18 protein-coding genes are annotated in these 14,945 nt (G+C 73.9%); 7 read left to right on the top strand and 11 right to left on the bottom strand.

Annotated features, from left to right (window positions below; translation table 11 throughout):
- Positions 1 to 71: 71 nt before the first annotated feature.
- Both ACH4LD_RS11845 and ACH4LD_RS11840 read right to left on the bottom strand, forming a co-directional pair.
- Positions 72 to 926 (bottom strand): hypothetical protein, encoded by an 855-nt coding sequence (locus ACH4LD_RS11845; RefSeq protein ID WP_398054049.1) that lies wholly within the window; start codon positions 924 to 926, stop codon positions 72 to 74.
- Positions 927 to 986: 60 nt separating this feature from the next.
- Positions 987 to 1,943: a GlxA family transcriptional regulator gene (locus ACH4LD_RS11840; RefSeq protein ID WP_398054048.1), complete on the bottom strand. Its 957-nt coding sequence runs from the start codon at positions 1,941 to 1,943 to the stop codon at positions 987 to 989.
- A 71-nt stretch (positions 1,944 to 2,014) separates the two neighbouring features.
- On the opposite strand from ACH4LD_RS11840, the gene ACH4LD_RS11835 reads away from it, so the two are divergent.
- The 3 genes from ACH4LD_RS11835 (at position 2,015) to ACH4LD_RS11825 (ending at position 4,204) form a co-directional block, all read left to right on the top strand.
- A complete protein-coding gene (locus tag ACH4LD_RS11835) occupies positions 2,015 to 2,965 on the top strand; it encodes an NADP-dependent oxidoreductase (protein ID WP_398054047.1) in 951 nt (316 codons plus the stop codon).
- A 127-nt stretch (positions 2,966 to 3,092) separates the two neighbouring features.
- The gene (locus ACH4LD_RS11830; RefSeq protein ID WP_165951625.1) at positions 3,093 to 3,473 is read left to right on the top strand and encodes an anti-sigma factor antagonist; all 381 of its coding nucleotides are present in this window, start codon (positions 3,093 to 3,095) and stop codon (positions 3,471 to 3,473) included.
- An 80-nt stretch (positions 3,474 to 3,553) separates the two neighbouring features.
- Positions 3,554 to 4,204 (top strand): DUF4230 domain-containing protein, encoded by a 651-nt coding sequence (locus ACH4LD_RS11825; RefSeq protein ID WP_207928382.1) that lies wholly within the window; start codon positions 3,554 to 3,556, stop codon positions 4,202 to 4,204.
- A 6-nt stretch (positions 4,205 to 4,210) separates the two neighbouring features.
- On the opposite strand, the gene ACH4LD_RS11820 is transcribed toward ACH4LD_RS11825, so the two are convergent.
- The 6 genes from ACH4LD_RS11820 to ACH4LD_RS11795 all read right to left on the bottom strand — a co-directional run bounded on the left by ACH4LD_RS11820 (position 4,211) and on the right by ACH4LD_RS11795 (position 8,187).
- Entirely contained in the window at positions 4,211 to 5,977 is a 1,767-nt protein-coding gene (locus tag ACH4LD_RS11820) for a complex I subunit 5 family protein (RefSeq protein ID WP_398054046.1), read from the bottom strand.
- Positions 5,977 to 6,324: a sodium:proton antiporter gene (locus ACH4LD_RS11815; protein WP_398054045.1), complete on the bottom strand. Its 348-nt coding sequence runs from the start codon at positions 6,322 to 6,324 to the stop codon at positions 5,977 to 5,979. Before ACH4LD_RS11815 ends, ACH4LD_RS11820 begins: the two co-directional genes overlap by 1 nt.
- A complete protein-coding gene (locus ACH4LD_RS11810) occupies positions 6,324 to 7,115 on the bottom strand; it encodes an MnhB domain-containing protein (RefSeq protein WP_398054044.1) in 792 nt (263 codons plus the stop codon). The genes ACH4LD_RS11815 and ACH4LD_RS11810 overlap by 1 nt, the downstream gene beginning before the upstream one ends.
- Positions 7,112 to 7,372, bottom strand: a complete 261-nt coding sequence (locus tag ACH4LD_RS11805; protein ID WP_103813885.1) for a hydrogenase subunit MbhD domain-containing protein — start codon at positions 7,370 to 7,372, stop codon at positions 7,112 to 7,114. Before ACH4LD_RS11805 ends, ACH4LD_RS11810 begins: the two co-directional genes overlap by 4 nt.
- Before the next feature lie 171 nt (positions 7,373 to 7,543).
- Positions 7,544 to 7,996: an MrpF/PhaF family protein gene (locus ACH4LD_RS11800; RefSeq protein WP_398054043.1), complete on the bottom strand. Its 453-nt coding sequence runs from the start codon at positions 7,994 to 7,996 to the stop codon at positions 7,544 to 7,546.
- On the bottom strand, positions 7,993 to 8,187 hold the full coding sequence (locus ACH4LD_RS11795) for a hypothetical protein (RefSeq protein WP_132785652.1): 195 nt from the start codon (positions 8,185 to 8,187) through the stop codon (positions 7,993 to 7,995). Before ACH4LD_RS11795 ends, ACH4LD_RS11800 begins: the two co-directional genes overlap by 4 nt.
- A 233-nt stretch (positions 8,188 to 8,420) precedes the next feature.
- On the opposite strand from ACH4LD_RS11795, the gene ACH4LD_RS11790 reads away from it, so the two are divergent.
- Both ACH4LD_RS11790 and ACH4LD_RS11785 read left to right on the top strand, forming a co-directional pair.
- On the top strand, positions 8,421 to 9,110 hold the full coding sequence (locus ACH4LD_RS11790; RefSeq protein WP_398054042.1) for a VanZ family protein: 690 nt from the start codon (positions 8,421 to 8,423) through the stop codon (positions 9,108 to 9,110).
- 98 nt (positions 9,111 to 9,208) lie between these two features.
- Complete coding sequence (locus tag ACH4LD_RS11785; RefSeq protein ID WP_398054041.1) at positions 9,209 to 10,441, top strand: ricin-type beta-trefoil lectin domain protein; 1,233 nt, start codon at positions 9,209 to 9,211, stop codon at positions 10,439 to 10,441.
- A gap of 18 nt (positions 10,442 to 10,459) precedes the next feature.
- Here the strand turns inward: ACH4LD_RS11785 and ACH4LD_RS11780 are convergent, their stop codons facing one another.
- Genes ACH4LD_RS11780 through ACH4LD_RS11770 form a run of 3 tightly spaced genes read right to left on the bottom strand, consistent with a single transcriptional unit; the run spans position 10,460 to position 12,610 of the window.
- A complete protein-coding gene (locus ACH4LD_RS11780; RefSeq protein WP_171150505.1) occupies positions 10,460 to 10,705 on the bottom strand; it encodes a hypothetical protein in 246 nt (81 codons plus the stop codon).
- Positions 10,702 to 11,766 (bottom strand): DNA topoisomerase IB, encoded by a 1,065-nt coding sequence (locus ACH4LD_RS11775; RefSeq protein ID WP_398054040.1) that lies wholly within the window; start codon positions 11,764 to 11,766, stop codon positions 10,702 to 10,704. The genes ACH4LD_RS11780 and ACH4LD_RS11775 overlap by 4 nt, the downstream gene beginning before the upstream one ends.
- A gap of 40 nt (positions 11,767 to 11,806) precedes the next feature.
- On the bottom strand, positions 11,807 to 12,610 hold the full coding sequence (locus ACH4LD_RS11770; protein WP_398054039.1) for an SDR family oxidoreductase: 804 nt from the start codon (positions 12,608 to 12,610) through the stop codon (positions 11,807 to 11,809).
- A gap of 173 nt (positions 12,611 to 12,783) precedes the next feature.
- On the opposite strand from ACH4LD_RS11770, the gene ACH4LD_RS11765 reads away from it, so the two are divergent.
- Together ACH4LD_RS11765 and ACH4LD_RS11760 are read left to right on the top strand one after the other, a co-directional pair.
- Positions 12,784 to 13,857, top strand: a complete 1,074-nt coding sequence (locus tag ACH4LD_RS11765; protein WP_398054038.1) for a PHP domain-containing protein — start codon at positions 12,784 to 12,786, stop codon at positions 13,855 to 13,857.
- Positions 13,858 to 14,024: 167 nt separating this feature from the next.
- The gene (locus ACH4LD_RS11760; RefSeq protein ID WP_398054037.1) at positions 14,025 to 14,681 is read left to right on the top strand and encodes an HAD family hydrolase; all 657 of its coding nucleotides are present in this window, start codon (positions 14,025 to 14,027) and stop codon (positions 14,679 to 14,681) included.
- The last annotated feature ends 264 nt before the right edge of the window (positions 14,682 to 14,945 follow it).

Here is a 14,945-nt window from a genome sequence, read left to right as displayed (position 1 = left end):
GGCCGAACGCCGTGCTGTCGGACCCGGCGCAGGCCCCGCGCGTCCTCGGGGCACGACCCCACCCGTGCCGGTCAGTCGCACCCGGCGCCCTCCTTCACCAGCGGCCAGGCCTCCACCCCGTGGTCCGTGCGGACGTACGCCGTCATCCTGTCCGCCGTCAGCCACAGCCGCCGGTCACGGTAGTGGTACCCGGTGTCCCGGGCGTCCGCGGGCATGCGGACCCCGGCGCGGTAGGGCGCCCGGAGCAACTCGTCCCGGGCCAGCACGCCCTCGGGGTCGCGGGCGTAGGTCCGGTGGCCCACAGCCAGGAAGTCGGCGGACTGCCAGCCGCAGTGCTCCGGTCCCGACGAGCTGTGCAGCCGGGCCACCGGCACCCTCCGGCCGGCGCGGTCGGTCCAGATCTGCCAGGCCGTGGTGGCCGTGAAGCTCTCCGGGAGTTCGGCCGGGTCGCAGGAGGCGTGCGTCTCCGGACCCCAGCCGGGCCGGTCCTTCTGGTCCTTGGCCACCACGACCGCCACCTTGGTGCGGCCGTCCACGTCGTAGGAGTACAGGACCCGGTCCGCCTCCCGGCGTTCCACGCGGTACCCGTGGTCGGGCTCCTCCGGCTGGAACATGTCGAAGTAGAGGGCCAGCCCCTCCTCCGGGGTGTCCCCGCCGTCGGACCTGCTCCACCCGTCGGGTCCGGCGCCCTCGAAGATCTCCCCGTCGCACTCCAGCGCCCGGCCGGCCGCCCCGGAGGCCAGGCGCAGCGCGCGGGGCGTGTTCTCGTCGAGTTCCTCGGTGGGTACGTCGAGCGGACCGCTGTAGGGGGTCGCCGGTGGGACGCCCTTCACCACCAGGTCGGGCCGGGGCCCGTCGTCGCACCCCGCCACCGCCCCCACCGTCACGGCCGTCAGTACCGCCGTCGCCACAAGCCCTCTGCGCATTCCCGCCCCTGTTCTCCCGTGCTCTGTGCGCTCCTTCGACGCCGGAGCCGGACGGAACGTTCAGCGGGCCTGCTGGAAGGTCCTCCGGTAGGCCTGCGGGGACACCCCGATCGCCGCGTGCAGGTGCTGGCGCAGCGAGGCACCGGTGGCGAAGCCCACCTCGGCGGCGATCCGGTCCACCGGCAGGTCACTGGCCTCCAGCAGGTGCCGGGCGCGGGCCACCCGCTGCTGGATCAGCCAGCGGCCGGGGCTGAGGCCGACCTCGTCGTTGAAGCGGCGGGCGAAGGTGCGCAGGCTCATCCGGGCGTGCCCGGCGAGGTCCGCCAGGGTGAGCGGTTCGTCCAGCCGCTCCAGGGCCCAGGCGCGGGTCGCGGCCGTGTCGGCGGCGCCGCTCTCGGGGACCGGATGCTCGATGTACTGGGCCTGGCCGCCGTCCCGGAACGGGGGCACGACACAGCGGCGGGCGACGGCGTTCGCCAGTTCGCTGCCGTGGTCGGTGCGGACGATGTGCAGGCAGATGTCGATGCCGGAGGCCGCGCCGGCGGAGGTGAGGACGCGGCCGTCGTCGACGAAGAGGACGTCCGGGTCGAGGTCGACCTGGGGGTAGCGCCGGCGGAACAGGTCGGCCACCTGCCAGTGGGTGGTCGCCCGGCGGCCGTCGAGCAGTCCGGCCTCGGCGAGGACGAAGGCGGCCGTGCAGATGGAGACGATCCGGGCGTCCGGGCGGATCCGGCCGAGGGCGGCGGCGACCTCCGCCGGCAGCTCGGTGGGGATGTGGGTGGTCGCCATGGAGGCGACGACCACCGTGTCGGCCGTCTCCAGGATCTCGGGGCCGTGGGCGACACCGACGGTGAAGTCGGCGTTGGTGCGCACCGGGCGGCCGTCGACCGTGCAGGTGAAGACCTCGTAGTGACCGTCGGCCGCGCCGAAGATGCGACTGGGGATGCCCAGCTCGAAGGGGTAGACGCCGTCGAGGGCCAGGACGACCACGCGTTCGGGACTCGGCGTGTCGCGCATGGCACGATCCTGTCGGAGGTTGGCATTCATGCCATTTTCCGGCCCGGCGGAGGCGGGCAGGCCGGGTGACCATGAGCGATGTGAACACGATGCGAGCCATCAGCCAGGACGTCCTCGGCGGTCCCGAGGTCCTGAGGGAAGTGCGGGTCGAGCGGCCGAAACCGCGTCCGAACGAGGTGCTGGTCCGGGTGCGGGCCGCCGGGGTGAACCCCACCGACTGGAAGCACCGGGCCACCGGCGGGTTCCTGGGCCGGCCCCCGTTCGTCCTCGGCTGGGACGTCTCCGGCGAGGTCGCCGAGACCGGGATCGGCGTGGCCGCGTTCCGGCCCGGCGACGAGGTCTTCGGCATGCTGCCCTACCCCTTCGGCCACGGCTCGCACGCCGAGTACGTCACCGTCCCGGCCCGGGCCCTGGTGCCCAAGCTGGCCTCCCTCGACCACGTGCAGGCGGGCGCGCTGCCGCTGGTGTCCCTGACCGCCTGGCAGGCACTGACCGAGCACGCGGACGTCGGGCCGGGGCAGCGGGTGCTGATCCACGCGGCGGCCGGCGGGGTGGGCCATGTGGCCGTGCAGATCGCCAAGGCGCGCGGGGCGTACGTGATCGGGACGGCGAGCGCGGGCAAGCACGGCTTCCTGCGGGAGATCGGTGTGGACGAGCCGGTCGACTACCACTCGACGGACGTCACGGAGGCGGTGCGGGACGTCGACGTCGTCCTGGACACCCTCGGCGGCGAGACCTCCGCGCGCTCGCTGCGGGTGCTGCGGCCGGGCGGTGTCGTGGTGTCGATCCTGCCGGTGGGCTCCGCGGAGTTCCACGAGGAGGCCGAGCGGCTCGGGGTGCGGGCGGTGCGGATGCTGGTCGACGCCGACCGGGCCGGGATGGGCGCCGTCGCGGAGCTCGCGGAGTCCGGCCGGCTGAGGGCGACGATCGCCGGGACGTTCCCGCTGGCCGACGCGGCGAAGGCGCACGAGCTGGGCGACACCGGGCGGACGACGGGCAAGCTGGTGCTGCTGGCGGACTGAGCGCGGCGCGCCGACACGCCGCAAACTCGAAGACATATGTCAATCGAACATGCTCAAATTCCTTCCATCGAGGGTAACTTGACGATCGGGAAACGACGTCCGGGCACGGGTGGGAGGTGGTGGCGAGGTGCGGCACGAACCCGTACCCCTCCCCCGGCAACTGGGCATGTACGCGTATCGCGGGCACACGGTGCTGGAGTTCCGGGGTGAGATCGACATCGCCTCGGCGACGGAGATCGGCCCGTTCCTCGACCGGGCCACCGACCGGCCCGGGGCCCGGGTCGTGATCGACCTGCGGCCCGTGGAGTTCTTCGACTGCTCCGGGCTGCGGCTGCTGTACCGGGCACGCGTCCGGGTGCTGGAGCGCGGCGGGCAGGTGCACCTCGTGTGCACGCACCCGCTGACGTTGCGCGTGTTCCGGGTCACCGGTCTGACCCGGCTGCTGCCCCCGCATCCGACCCTGGACGCGGCCCTGGCCCGCTCCGGGGCCGCGTCCGGCTCACTGTGAGACCGGTCGGCGGCCCGCTCCGGCCCTGACTGGTCCGGCTGTTGACGGGAATGCGGTCAACAGGAAGGAGGACCGTCGCGATGACGACTTCCGTGAGGCGCCTGCCGGGGTGGGCCAAGGCCGTGGCGGCGCTCGTGCTGGTGCTCGCCGTACTGTTCGCCGGCATCCGGCTGGCCGTACTGCCCGGCATCAAGGACCTGTTCGGCACCGAGACCCATGACCGCTCCGGCCCGGCTCTCCTCAAGTCCATCCAGGACATGAGCCGTTACGACGCGGCGTCGGGCAACTTCCAGGTCGTCGTGGACCTGGACAAGGACGCGAAGTTCCTGCCCGACGCCATCCGCGGCACCCGCACCCTGTACGTCGGCGCGGGCACCGTGGACGCCTACGTCGACCTGGGCCGGGTCGGCGAGAAGGACGTGACGGTCAACGGCGACCGTACGTCCGCCACCATCCGGCTGCCGCACGCACGGCTCGGCAGGCCGGCCCTCGACCCCGACCACTCCTACGCGGTGTCCAAGCAGCGCGGGCTGCTGGACCGGCTCGGTGACCTGTTCTCCGACAACCCCAACAGCGAGCAGGCCGTGCAGCAGCTCGCCGTCCGGCACATCGGGGACGCGGCGCGCACCAGCGGGCTGACCGCCCGCGCCGAGCGCAACACCACCGGCATGCTCCAGGGCCTGCTGCGCTCCCTCGGTTTCAAGGAGGTGCACATCGCGTACGGCACCTGAACCTGATCAGGAGCCGAGGATCCCCGGCAGGGCCAGCGCCCCCAGCACGGTCGCGCCCACCAGCAGCCAGGCCACGTAGTCGCCGACGTGCCCGGACTGCAGGCGCCTGAGGGGTGCGGCCCAGTCGGGCGCGGCCACCCAGCCGGGCCGGCTGACCGCGAGACCGGCCAGCGCCACGGCCAGCGCGGTGGAGGCCACGCCCAGCAGGACGCCGGGCAGGGTCCAGTACGCGGAGGCGTGGGCGCCGCCCGAGCCGGCCTCGTTGACGGAGCGGGCGACCAGGGCGCCGAAGCCCGGGGCCGCCCCGACGGCGAGGGCGGCGGCCAGCAGTACGGCGGGCACGGTCGTCATGGTGTCCGGGATCCGGCGCAGCGGGCCGGACGTCTCTGGTTCCTCGTCGGAGCCGCTGGTCTCGTACTCCGCGTCCTCGGGGCGCGGCCCGAGGCCCAGGAAGACACGGGCGGTGACCCGCAGGACCGCGCCGGCGGTGACCGCGGAGGCGGCCACGTACACCACGGTGAACGGGCCGCCGACCGCCTCCTCGGTGATCGCCTTGCCCAGCGCCGTACCGAACGGCGGCAGGCCGGCCAGACCGAGGGCGCCGACGGCGAACATCACGGCGGTGGCGCGCAGCTGCCCCCGGGCCCGGCCGTGCAGCGCGTGCTCGTCGACGCTGCCGAACCGGTCCAGCAGGACGCCCGCGCAGGCGAACAGCGCGGCCTTCACGCCGGCGTGGCCGAGGAGGTACAGGGCGACCCCGTCGTCGCCCTCGGGGGTGAGGACGCCCAGGCCGACGAGGAACAGGCCGGTGTGGGAGACGGTGGAGTAGGCGAGGAGCCGTTTGATGTGCCGCTGGTACCAGCACATGACGGCGCCGGTCACGGCCGTGAGGGCGCCGAGCGTGACCAGGGCGCGGGTCAGGTCGGCGGCGGGGATGCCGCCGGGCCCGGCGAAGACCGTGCCGTACAGCCGCCACACGCCGTAGGCACCGAGTTCCACCATGACGCCGGACAGGAGCATGCAGACCGGGGTGGGGGCGACCGCGTGCGCGTCCGGGAGCCAGAAGTGGAACGGCACGGCCGCCGCCTTCACCAGCAGCCCGGTCAGCACCAGCACGAAGGAGGCGAGGACCAGCGCGTCCGGCCCGCCCTGCCCGGCGGCGTCGAGCCCGCGGCCGATCTTCGCCATGGCCAGTTCACCGGTACGGGCGTACAGCAGGGCGATGCCCATCAGCATCGCGTACGCACCGAGGGAGTTGACGATCCCGAAGGTCAGGGCGCCCTGGACGGCCTTGGCCTCGTCGATGCGGTAGCCGGTCAGGGCGTAGGCGACCACGCTCATCAGCTCGAAGAAGACGAACGCGTTGAACAGGTCGCCCGCGACGGCGAAGCCGCACATGGCGCCCTGGAAGACCAGCATCAGCGCGGTGAAGGAGCCGGTGCGGTCGCGCGGGGGCTCGTCGAAGTACCGCCAGGAACAGGCGAGCGCGGCCAGGGTGAGCAGTGAGGCCAGCGCGGCCATGCCGAGCGCCGGGCCGTCCCCGACCACGAGGATGCCGACGCTCTCGCCGTCGACGGGCAGCCAGCCGCCGACCCACTCCACCATCGGCGGGGCCGAGTTCAGCAGCAGGACCAGCGCCAGCGCGGCCGTACCGCCGGAGAAGACGAACCCGGTGATCTCGGCGGCGATCCTCGGGAGATGGCGGCCCGTGGCCACGAGCAGGGCGGCGCCGAGCAGCGGGATCGCGACGAGCAGCGGGATCAGGTGGTGCATCAGCCGCGCAGCTCCCGCAGTTCGTCTGGGTCGACCGTGCCGTGCCGTTTGGCGATCTGCAGGACGAGGGCGAGCAGCAGCGCGGTGACGGTGGCGCCGACGACGATGTCGGTGAGGGTGAGGGCCTGGACCACCGGGTCGACCAGCGGCCGGGAGCCGGGCTTGATGTCGGAGAAGACGGGCGCGGTGCCGCCGTCGCGGTAGCCGACCGCCAGCAGCAGGACGTAGGTGGCGGACTGGCAGACCGCGAGGCAGCCGACGGCGTGGATCAGGTTCCGGCTGGTGACGAGGCCGTAACAGCCCGTCAGAAAGATGTAGGCGGCGACCAGGTACGGAAGGACGTGCATCACGGGGTTCCCCTCCTGTGCTCCTTCTCGGTCCGCTCCCCCTCGGCCTGCTCCCCCTCGGCCTGCTCCCCCTCGATCTCGACGGCCTGGTCGAGGAAGTGGGCGAGCAGGACGACGACCGCGCACGCCACCTCCATGCCGATGGCCGCGTTCAGCAGGGGGACGGTGCCGCCGGACGACAGCGTGTTGAAGGTGCCGTACGGCAGCAGGGTGTTGGCCAGGAACGCGGTGCCGGCGAGGACTCCGGCGGCGCCGAGCACGAGGTAGGAGGACACGGCGAGCGCGTCGGTGGTCTCGTGGACGCCGAGCGGGCGGACGCGTTCCAGCGCGTGGTAGTCGGCGCCCAGGTAGAGCAGGTGCAGGGCGGTCGCGGCGACGACCCCGCCCTGGAAGCCGCCGCCGGGGCTGAGCTGGCCGTGGGCGATGACGTACAGGCCGGTGACCAGGGCGACGGGCAGCACGAGCAGGGCGTAGCGGCGGACCGGGCGGGCCACGTCGGCGGGTTCGGGCCGTGCCCGGTGCTCGTCGCGGGCCTCGCGCAACAGCACCACGCAGCCCAGGACGGCGGCGAACAGGATGCTCATCTCGCCCAGGGTGTCGTAGGCGCGCAGGTCGAAGTTGACGGAGGCGATGGTGTTGGCGGTGTGCCGGGAGAGGGAGGCGTGGACGGCGCGGTCGCCGTACGGGTGGCGGGTCCCGCCGAAGCCGGGCAGGTCGAGGCAGGCCGCGACGAGCAGGGCGGCCAGACCCGCGCCGCCGACGGCCAGCAGCCACAGCCGCAGCCGGTTCACCCGCCCCCCTCCTTCGAACGGCCCCGGCGTCTGACCTTGCGCACCGACAGCATGATCAGCAGGGGGGTGAGGGCGGAGCCGACGGCGAGCTGGGACAGGCCGACGTCCGGGGCCTGGAGCACGGTGAACAGCGCGGCCAGCAGCACGCCGAGGAAGGACAGCACGAGCGCTTGGCGGGCGGGGTCGCGCTGGACCACGGCCGCGGTGGCGGCAGCGGCCACGAGCAGCAGAACGACGACGATCAGGGCGTCGGACACACGGCACCCGCCTTCGGCATACCGGCGGGCACGCGCCCGCCGCCCGGGGCGTACCGGCCACCGGCCGCACCCCGCGTCCCGTCGGCCCCGCCGCCGCCGCAAGTCGCCTGCCCGGCCACCACGCACCCGACGCCCGGCACTCCCCCGGCACCGGCCACGCCTTCCGTCCCGTCAGCCACCCCCCACCCCCCGGAACCCGCCCGCCAGGGCGCGGGAGGCGATCAGGTTGCCGCTGATCAGCAGGGCGCCGATCACCAGGAGCTTCACCGTCGCCCGGCCCGGGGCGCCGGCCACGCACAGGGCGAGCACCACCGCCGCCCCCAGGCCCGCCGCCGTCCAGGTCAGCGCCCACGCGCCCGGGCGCTCCCCGGCCAGGTCGTCGGAGAGCAGCCGGGCGAAGACGAGCGTGCCGACCGGACCGAGCAGGGCCAGCAGCAGGGCGAGGTCGACGTAGGCGGGGCGGCCGTAGCCCTGGGCGAGGAGCAGCAGGGCCGGGCAGACGGCGGAAGTGGTCAGGTTCTGGGCGATGACCCGGCGGGCCGGCGGGCCGGTGGTCACGCCCCACAGGGCGGCCGCGCCCGCCCCGCCCAGTTCGACGGTCGCGGCGAGGATCCAGCCGTTCACCGCCAGCTCACCGCCCGCCGGCCGGTCCGGGCGAGGACCGCGCCCACGGCGGCACAGCTCGCGCCGACGATCCGTTCCAGGGTGTCGACCGTGCTGATCAGCACCAGCCAGAGCAGTGCCAGCACCACCCACCAGGCGAGGAGTTCACCGGCGGCGCGGAGGACCGCGCGGGGTGCCGTACGACGGGTCATGCAGCACCTCCTCGGTCCGCTGTGCTCGGATACGCGGCGATGTGACCGCAGTGCCGCTGGGGGCATCCAAGCACCGCCGGGCCCGGGCGGGAGCGGCGGCACGCGGGTCCGCACCCGGAGTGCCCCGCAGGCGTGAACGGAAACCACGGGTGCGGGGCCGGGCGGCGGGCATCCTGGGCCGTGGTGCGGGTAACCGACGTTCGGAACGCGGAAGTTGACGAGTGGAGGAGCACATGGCCCGTACCGTGCCGCGCCTGCCGGAGATCCTGCGCGCCGCCGGGAAACGGCAGCCGCCCGAGGAGGCCCGTCCCGCCCGGCAGCCGGCCGACGAGGTCCGCCCCCGGTCCACCCGTAAGTGGTGGCCGGCCGAGAAGGTACGCCCCCGATCCACCCGGAAGCGGCGCCCCAACCAGGACACCGGGAAACGGCGTCCCGCCGGAGAGGGCCGCCCACGGCACGTGTGGCCGCTGCCCGTCCGGCTGCTGGCGATCCTCCTCGCCTTCGCGTGCATGGTCGCGTTCGCCGTCGCCCTGGCCCGCATCACGCTCCAGCCGTCGCCCGCGTCGGTGCCGCTGACGCACAGCAACCTGCACCCGGGCCGCTCGCTCAGGGCCTATCTGGAGCAGGCGTCGCTGCGGGACGCGCTCCGGCAGCTCGGCGGGAACCTGTTGCTCGGCGTGCCGTTCGGGGTGCTGGTGCCGGTCCTCGCGCCGCGTGCCCGGGGCGCGCTCCAGGTGCTCGCGCTGACGGCCCTGGTGATGCTGATGGTGGAGCTGGTCCAGGGCGCACTGGTCACCGGGCGGGCCTTCGACATCGACGACGTCATCCTCAACACGGCCGGGGCGCTGGTGGGTTGGCTGCTGCTGGGGCGGCGGCTCGGGCGGGGGGTGCACCGGCGGGTGCGTGAGCCGTCCGCCGGCTGATCGTCAGCAGCAGGTCCGTACCAGAGTATTGACGGCCCCTTATCTCACTCCTTAAATCAAGAGGCGCACCGCTCACACCCCCACATGAACGGAGAGCCATGGCCTCCCCACGCCTGCTCCGCAGATGTCTCCTGGCCGCCCTGTCCGCGGCGCTGATCGGCTCGGCCGCCGTCGGCCCGGCGCGCGCCGACACCGCCGCCCCCGCGGCGGCGGCCGTCACCACCTTCTCCGACACCTTCGACGGGCCCGCGGGCGCCGCGGTCGACTCCTCGAAGTGGACCCTGGAGACCGGCGACAACGTCAACAACCACGAGCGGCAGTACTACACCTCGGGCACGAAGAACGCGGCCCTGGACGGCCAGGGCCATCTGGTGATCACGGCCCGCAAGGAGAACCCGGCCGGCTACCAGTGCTGGTACGGAAGCTGCCAGTACACCTCGGCCCGGCTGAACACGGCCGGGAAGTTCAACGCCCAGTACGGCCATGTGGAGGCGCGGATGAAGATCCCGCGCGGCCAGGGCATGTGGCCCGCGTTCTGGATGCTCGGCACGCCGGTGAACTGGCCGGACTCCGGTGAGATCGACGTGATGGAGAACGTCGGCTTTGAACCCTCGACCGTGCACGGCACCATCCATGGCCCCGGCTACTCCGGCTCGGGCGGCATAGGCGCGGGCTACTCGCTGCCGAACGGGCAGGCCTTCGCGGACGCCTTCCACACCTTCGCCGTCGACTGGGCACCGGACTCGATCACCTGGTCGGTGGACGGCAACGTCTACCAGCGGCGCACCCCGGCCGACCTGGGCGGGAAGACCTGGGTGTTCAACAAGCCGTTCTTCCTGATCCTGAACCTCGCGGTCGGCGGCTACTGGCCGGGCGACCCCGACGGCTCGACGCAGTTCCCGCAGACGCTGGTGGTGGACTCGGTGTCGGTGACGACGAGCGACAGCGCCGCCGGCGTGCCGATCCGCGGCCTGGCCGGCAAGTGCGTGGACGTCGCCGGCGCCAACCCCGCGAACGGCACCCCGGTCCAGCTCTACGACTGCAACGGCACGGCCGCACAGGCGTGGACGGTGGGCTCGGACGGCACGCTCCGCGCGCTCGGCAAGTGCCTGGACGTCAGCGGCGGCGGCACCGCCGACGGCACGCCCGTCCAGCTGTGGGACTGCAACGGCAGCGCCGCCCAGAAGTGGGCCCTCCCGGCCGCCCGCGACATCGTCAACCCGCAGACGAACAAGTGCCTGGACGTGACCGGGAACAACTCGGCCAACGGGACCCGGCTGCAGATCTGGACCTGCACGGGCGCCGCCAACCAGAAGTGGACGGTCGGCTGAGCCTGCCCCTCGGGCAGGTCAGTGCAGCGTCCAGGTGTACTTGTCGCCGCCCACCCAGCGGACCGCGTCCGGGTCGTCCAGGTCGTGGATGGGGATGCCGTAGGCGGCGGCCGTCTCCAGCACGTCCGTGATGGTCCTGGCCTCACCGACCACCTCACCGTCGATCTCCATGATCCGGAAAGGCGGTTCGCCGTGCCGGCCCGGGCACACACCGAGGACGAGGATCCGCGGGCGGGAGATGTAGGGGGCTGCTTGTTCGGTCATGCAATCGAGGGTAGAACGCAACCCGCGCCGACGGGTCGTCCACCGGAGCCGTCGAGGAGATCGAGGACGGCCGCCTCGACGGCCCCCTGCGTCGCCGGACGCCCGAACTCCCCGTGTTCGCCCAGCCGGGTGAGCGCGGGGGCGACGGTCACGCCCTGCTCGAACAGCTCGAAGACCTTCGGGTCGATGTACGACGCCCGGCACACCGCGGGCGTGTTGCCCAGGTAGTGGCTGACCTCGCGGACGGCCCGGGCGATCTGCTGGCGCCGGGCGGCCTCGGTCGCCCGGGCGCCCCGCGCGGTCACGGAGACCGCCACGGCGGCCAGCACGGTGGCGTGCCAGGTGCGGAAGTCCTTGGCGGTGACGTCGGTGCCGGACAGCCGGCGCAGGGCCTCGTTGAGGTCGTCGCCGTGCAGGTCGTGCCAGGCGCCGCGGTCCCAGTACGCGAGGAAGCGGTCGCCGCCGCGCGGGCGGCGCAGCAGGGACCGGGCGACCGCGTGCACCTGGTCGTCGACGAGGGCGCGGACCATCTCGGTACCGCCCTTGGCCGGGTAGCCGAAGGTGATCTCACCACGTGCGCAGCTGACGTGCTCGCGGAGCATGGTCGTCAGGCCGTAGGTCTCGCTCGTGCGGGTGTGCCGGTCGCTGCCGATGCGGAAGAAACCGAGGTCGAGCAGGCGGACCGCGCAGGCGGTGACCCGGTCCCGGCTCAGCCCGCGCCCGGCCAGGTCCCGCGCCACCTTGGCGCGCAGCTCGGGCAGGGCCCGCGCCACCTGCCGCACGTGCTCGTGCTTGGCCTCGTCCTGCTCGGCCCGGAACCGCTCGTGGTACAGGTACTGCCGGCGTCCGGCGTCATCGGTGCCGACGGCCTGGAGATGGCCGTTGGGCCAGGGGCAGATCCACACGTCGCGCCAGGCGGGCGGGATGGTCAGGGCGCGGATGCGGGCGAGCTGCCCGGGGTCGGTCAGGGGCTCGCCGGCGCTGTCGAGGTAGCGGAAGCCCCGGCCGCAGCGGACGCGCCGGTGGCCGGGGCCGTCCGGCGAACTGGTGCGCAGCCTCACCGCGGTCTCCCCCCGGCGTCCTCGCGCCTTCCCCGCCGCCTCAGGGCCGGCGCCAGTCGTCGCTGGTCAGATGGGAACCGGCCTGCGGGCCCATGCGCAGCATGCCGCCGTCGACGCTCCACGAGGCACCGGTGACGTAGGAGGCGTCCGGGCTCGCGAGGAACGCGATCACGGCGGCGACCTCGCGGGCGTCGCCGGGCCGGCCGAGCGGCACGCCGGGGCGGCGCTCGGTGCGCACGTCGGTGTCCTCCTGGCCGGTCATCGGGGTGGCGATCTCGCCCGGCGCGACCGCGTTCACGGTGATGCCGTACTCGGCCAGCTCCAGGGCCATCACCTGGGTGAGCAGGCCGAGCCCGCCCTTGGCCGCGCAGTACGGGGCCGCGCCGACCCGGGGCTGGTGCTCGTGCACGGAGGTGACGTTCACGATCCGGCCGCCGCCGCCCTGCCGGATCATGCGCCGCGCGGCCCGCTGCCCGAGCAGGAACGGTCCCAGGAGGTCGACGTCCAGAACCCGGCGCACATCCGTGAGCGTCAGGTCGAGGTAGGGGGTCATCGTGCCCGTGCCGGCGTTGTTGACGAGGACGTCGATCCGGCCGAGCTCCTCGCACAGCTCGTCCACGGCGTCGGCGGCCTCGGGCAGCCGGGTCAGGTCCAGCCGGCTCACGGCGGCGCGCCCGCCGTGCGCGCGGACTTCCTCCGCCGTCTCCTCGGCGCCCTTCTCGTCCGTGTGCCAGGTGATGCCGACGTCCAGGCCCGCCTCGGCCAGCCGTACGGCGGTGGCCCGGCCGATGCCGCTGTCCGCGCCGGTCACCACGGCCGTTCGCTGCGCATCCGGTACGGACATGACGAGCCTCCTCACGGTGGGTCACGTGGACGGGTCACGCAGTACCCGGGGGTGGTGGCGGCAAACGGCCCCGCTCGCTGCGGGCACGGATGGCCGTGGGCCGCGGGTGATCCGTGGCCGGCCGAGCTGGTTCCCCGCGCCCCTCGGGGGCACCTGGTGCACCCTTGGTTCTCATGGACCCCGTCGCCGCCCTCGACCGGATCGCGTTCCTTCTGGAGCGGGCGCTCGCGCCCACCTACCGGGTACGGGCCTTCCGTACCGCCGCCCGGACGCTGGCCGCGCTGCCCCAGGGCGAGGTGGCCGAGCGGGCCGCTGCCGGGACGCTGGAGTCGCTGAAGGGGGTCGGGCCGAAGACCGCTCAAGTGGTTCGGGAGGCGCTGGGCGGTGAGGTGCCCGGGTACCTGCGCAAGCTGGAGGAGGAGGCCGGGGCGCCGGCCGACGCCGATGCGGCCGGGGCCGGGCTGCGGGCGCTGATCCGCGGGGACTGTCACACGCACTCGGACTGGTCCGACGGCGGCAGCCCGATCGAGGAGATGGGGCGGGCGGCGGCCGGGCTGGGGCACGAGTGGACCGCGCTCACCGACCACTCGCCCCGGCTGACCGTGGCCCGGGGGCTGTCGCCCGAGCGGCTGCGGGAGCAACTGGCGGTGGTCGCGGAGCTGAACGCGCGCTGGGCGCCGTTCCGGCTGCTCACGGGCATCGAGTGCGACATCCTGGAGGACGGCTCGCTGGACCAGGAACCGGAGCTGCTGGAGCGGCTGGACGTGGTCGTGGTGTCGGTCCACTCCAAGCTGCGGATGGACGCCCGCTCCATGACCCGGCGGATGGTCGCCGCCGTGCGCGATCCGCACGCCGACGTCCTCGGGCACTGCACCGGGCGGCTGGTGACGGGCCGGGGGCGGCCCGAGTCGCAGTTCGACGCGGACGAGGTGTTCGCCGCGTGCGCCGAGTCGGGGACCGCCGTGGAGATCAACAGCCGTCCGGAACGGCTGGACCCGCCCCGGCGGCTGCTGCGCCGGGCGGTCGAGGCCGGGGTGCTGTTCTCGGTCGACACCGACGCGCACGCGCCCGGCCAGCTGGACTGGCAGATCCTCGGCTGCGCCCGGGCCGAGGAGTGCGGGGTGCCGCCCGAGCGCGCCGTGACCACCTGGTCGGCCGACGAGCTGCTGGGCTGGACGCACGAGGGCCGGCTGCCGGCACGCGTGGCGGGTTCCGCGCGTGGTACCCGCTCCGGGAGCCGACAGTGAGGACCCGGGCTGACGGGAAGGACCCGGGGCCCACGGTGAGGACCCGGGGCTGGCGGGAAGAACCCGGGCCCCACAGCGAGGGCCTGGGGCTGACGGGAAGAACCCGCGGCCCACAGCGAAGACCTGGGCCTGACAGGAAGGACCCGGGCTGACGGAGAGGAGCTGGGATGGACCGTGCCGCCGTGTTCGACGTCGACGGGACCCTCGTCGACACCAATCACCTGCACGTCGTGACCTGGTGGGAGGCGTTCCGGCAGTCGGGCCACGAGGTGCCCATGCACGCCGTGCACCGGGCCGTCGGCCTCGGCTCCACCGACCTCGTCGCCCATCTGCTCGGCGACGACCGGGACCCGGAACAGGACGCCGAACTGAGCGCCGCGCACACGGCACTGTACGGCCAGTACTTCGACCGGCTCCCCGCCCTGCCCGGGGCCGGCGAGCTGCTGCGGCGGCTGCACGGGGACGGCTGGACGGTGGTCCTCGCCACCTCGGCGAGCGGTGCCGAGCTGGGTGCGCTGCGCCGGGCGATCGACGCGGACGACGCCATCGCGGCCACGGCGAGCGCGGACGACGTGCGGGAGGGCAAGCCGGCCCCGGAGCCCGTGGAGCACGCGCTGGAGCTGGCCGGGGTGCCGGCCTCGCGGGCGGTGTTCGTCGGGGACACCGTGTGGGACATGCGGGCGGGCAGCAAGGCCGGGGTGCGCTGTCTGGGCGTGCTGTGCGGCGGGATCCCCCGGGCCGATCTGGAGGAGGCGGGGGCGGAGGCGGTGTACGCGGACCCCGCGGACCTGCTGGCGCGGCTGGCCGGGAGCCCGCTGGCCTGAGCGGTTCCGGTGGTGACGCACGTCACGTAGGGGGCTGGAACACCAGGGTGTGGTTGCCCGTTGAACAAGCCGTGGGTGCGGATGGGACAGTGTCCCCGGGCCTCACCTTTTGCCCACAGGGACGATCGTTCGGCTGAAGCCCTGTGGAGCGTCTCGCCGAGAGGCGACCGCCATCCGCCCCCACCACCTGACCGCCCCGGTCGTGATTCCCCCGTCACGGCCGGGGCTTCCTCATGCCGCCCCCGGGCCGCGTGTGCGGCCGCG

The organism is Streptomyces sp. NPDC017676, from assembly GCF_044329325.1.
Lineage (GTDB): Bacteria > Actinomycetota > Actinomycetes > Streptomycetales > Streptomycetaceae > Streptomyces.
This window is presented reverse-complemented; position numbering and strand designations above follow the sequence as displayed.

Excerpts from the sequence above, each read along its gene's own strand:
- ACH4LD_RS11845 (WP_398054049.1), bottom strand. The coding sequence starts at position 926 with ATGCGCAGAGGGCTTGTGGCGACGGCGGTACTGACGGCCGTGACGGTG.
- ACH4LD_RS11840 (WP_398054048.1), bottom strand. The coding sequence starts at position 1,943 with ATGCGCGACACGCCGAGTCCCGAACGCGTGGTCGTCCTGGCCCTCGAC.
- ACH4LD_RS11835 (WP_398054047.1), top strand. The coding sequence starts at position 2,015 with ATGAGCGATGTGAACACGATGCGAGCCATCAGCCAGGACGTCCTCGGC.
- ACH4LD_RS11825 (WP_207928382.1), top strand. The coding sequence starts at position 3,554 with ATGACGACTTCCGTGAGGCGCCTGCCGGGGTGGGCCAAGGCCGTGGCG.
- ACH4LD_RS11820 (WP_398054046.1), bottom strand. The coding sequence starts at position 5,977 with ATGCACCACCTGATCCCGCTGCTCGTCGCGATCCCGCTGCTCGGCGCC.
- ACH4LD_RS11815 (WP_398054045.1), bottom strand. The coding sequence starts at position 6,324 with ATGCACGTCCTTCCGTACCTGGTCGCCGCCTACATCTTTCTGACGGGC.
- ACH4LD_RS11795 (WP_132785652.1), bottom strand. The coding sequence starts at position 8,187 with ATGACCCGTCGTACGGCACCCCGCGCGGTCCTCCGCGCCGCCGGTGAA.
- ACH4LD_RS11790 (WP_398054042.1), top strand. The coding sequence starts at position 8,421 with ATGGCCCGTACCGTGCCGCGCCTGCCGGAGATCCTGCGCGCCGCCGGG.
- ACH4LD_RS11785 (WP_398054041.1), top strand. The coding sequence starts at position 9,209 with ATGGCCTCCCCACGCCTGCTCCGCAGATGTCTCCTGGCCGCCCTGTCC.
- ACH4LD_RS11780 (WP_171150505.1), bottom strand. The coding sequence starts at position 10,705 with ATGACCGAACAAGCAGCCCCCTACATCTCCCGCCCGCGGATCCTCGTC.
- ACH4LD_RS11770 (WP_398054039.1), bottom strand. The coding sequence starts at position 12,610 with ATGTCCGTACCGGATGCGCAGCGAACGGCCGTGGTGACCGGCGCGGAC.
- ACH4LD_RS11765 (WP_398054038.1), top strand. The coding sequence starts at position 12,784 with ATGGACCCCGTCGCCGCCCTCGACCGGATCGCGTTCCTTCTGGAGCGG.
- ACH4LD_RS11760 (WP_398054037.1), top strand. The coding sequence starts at position 14,025 with ATGGACCGTGCCGCCGTGTTCGACGTCGACGGGACCCTCGTCGACACC.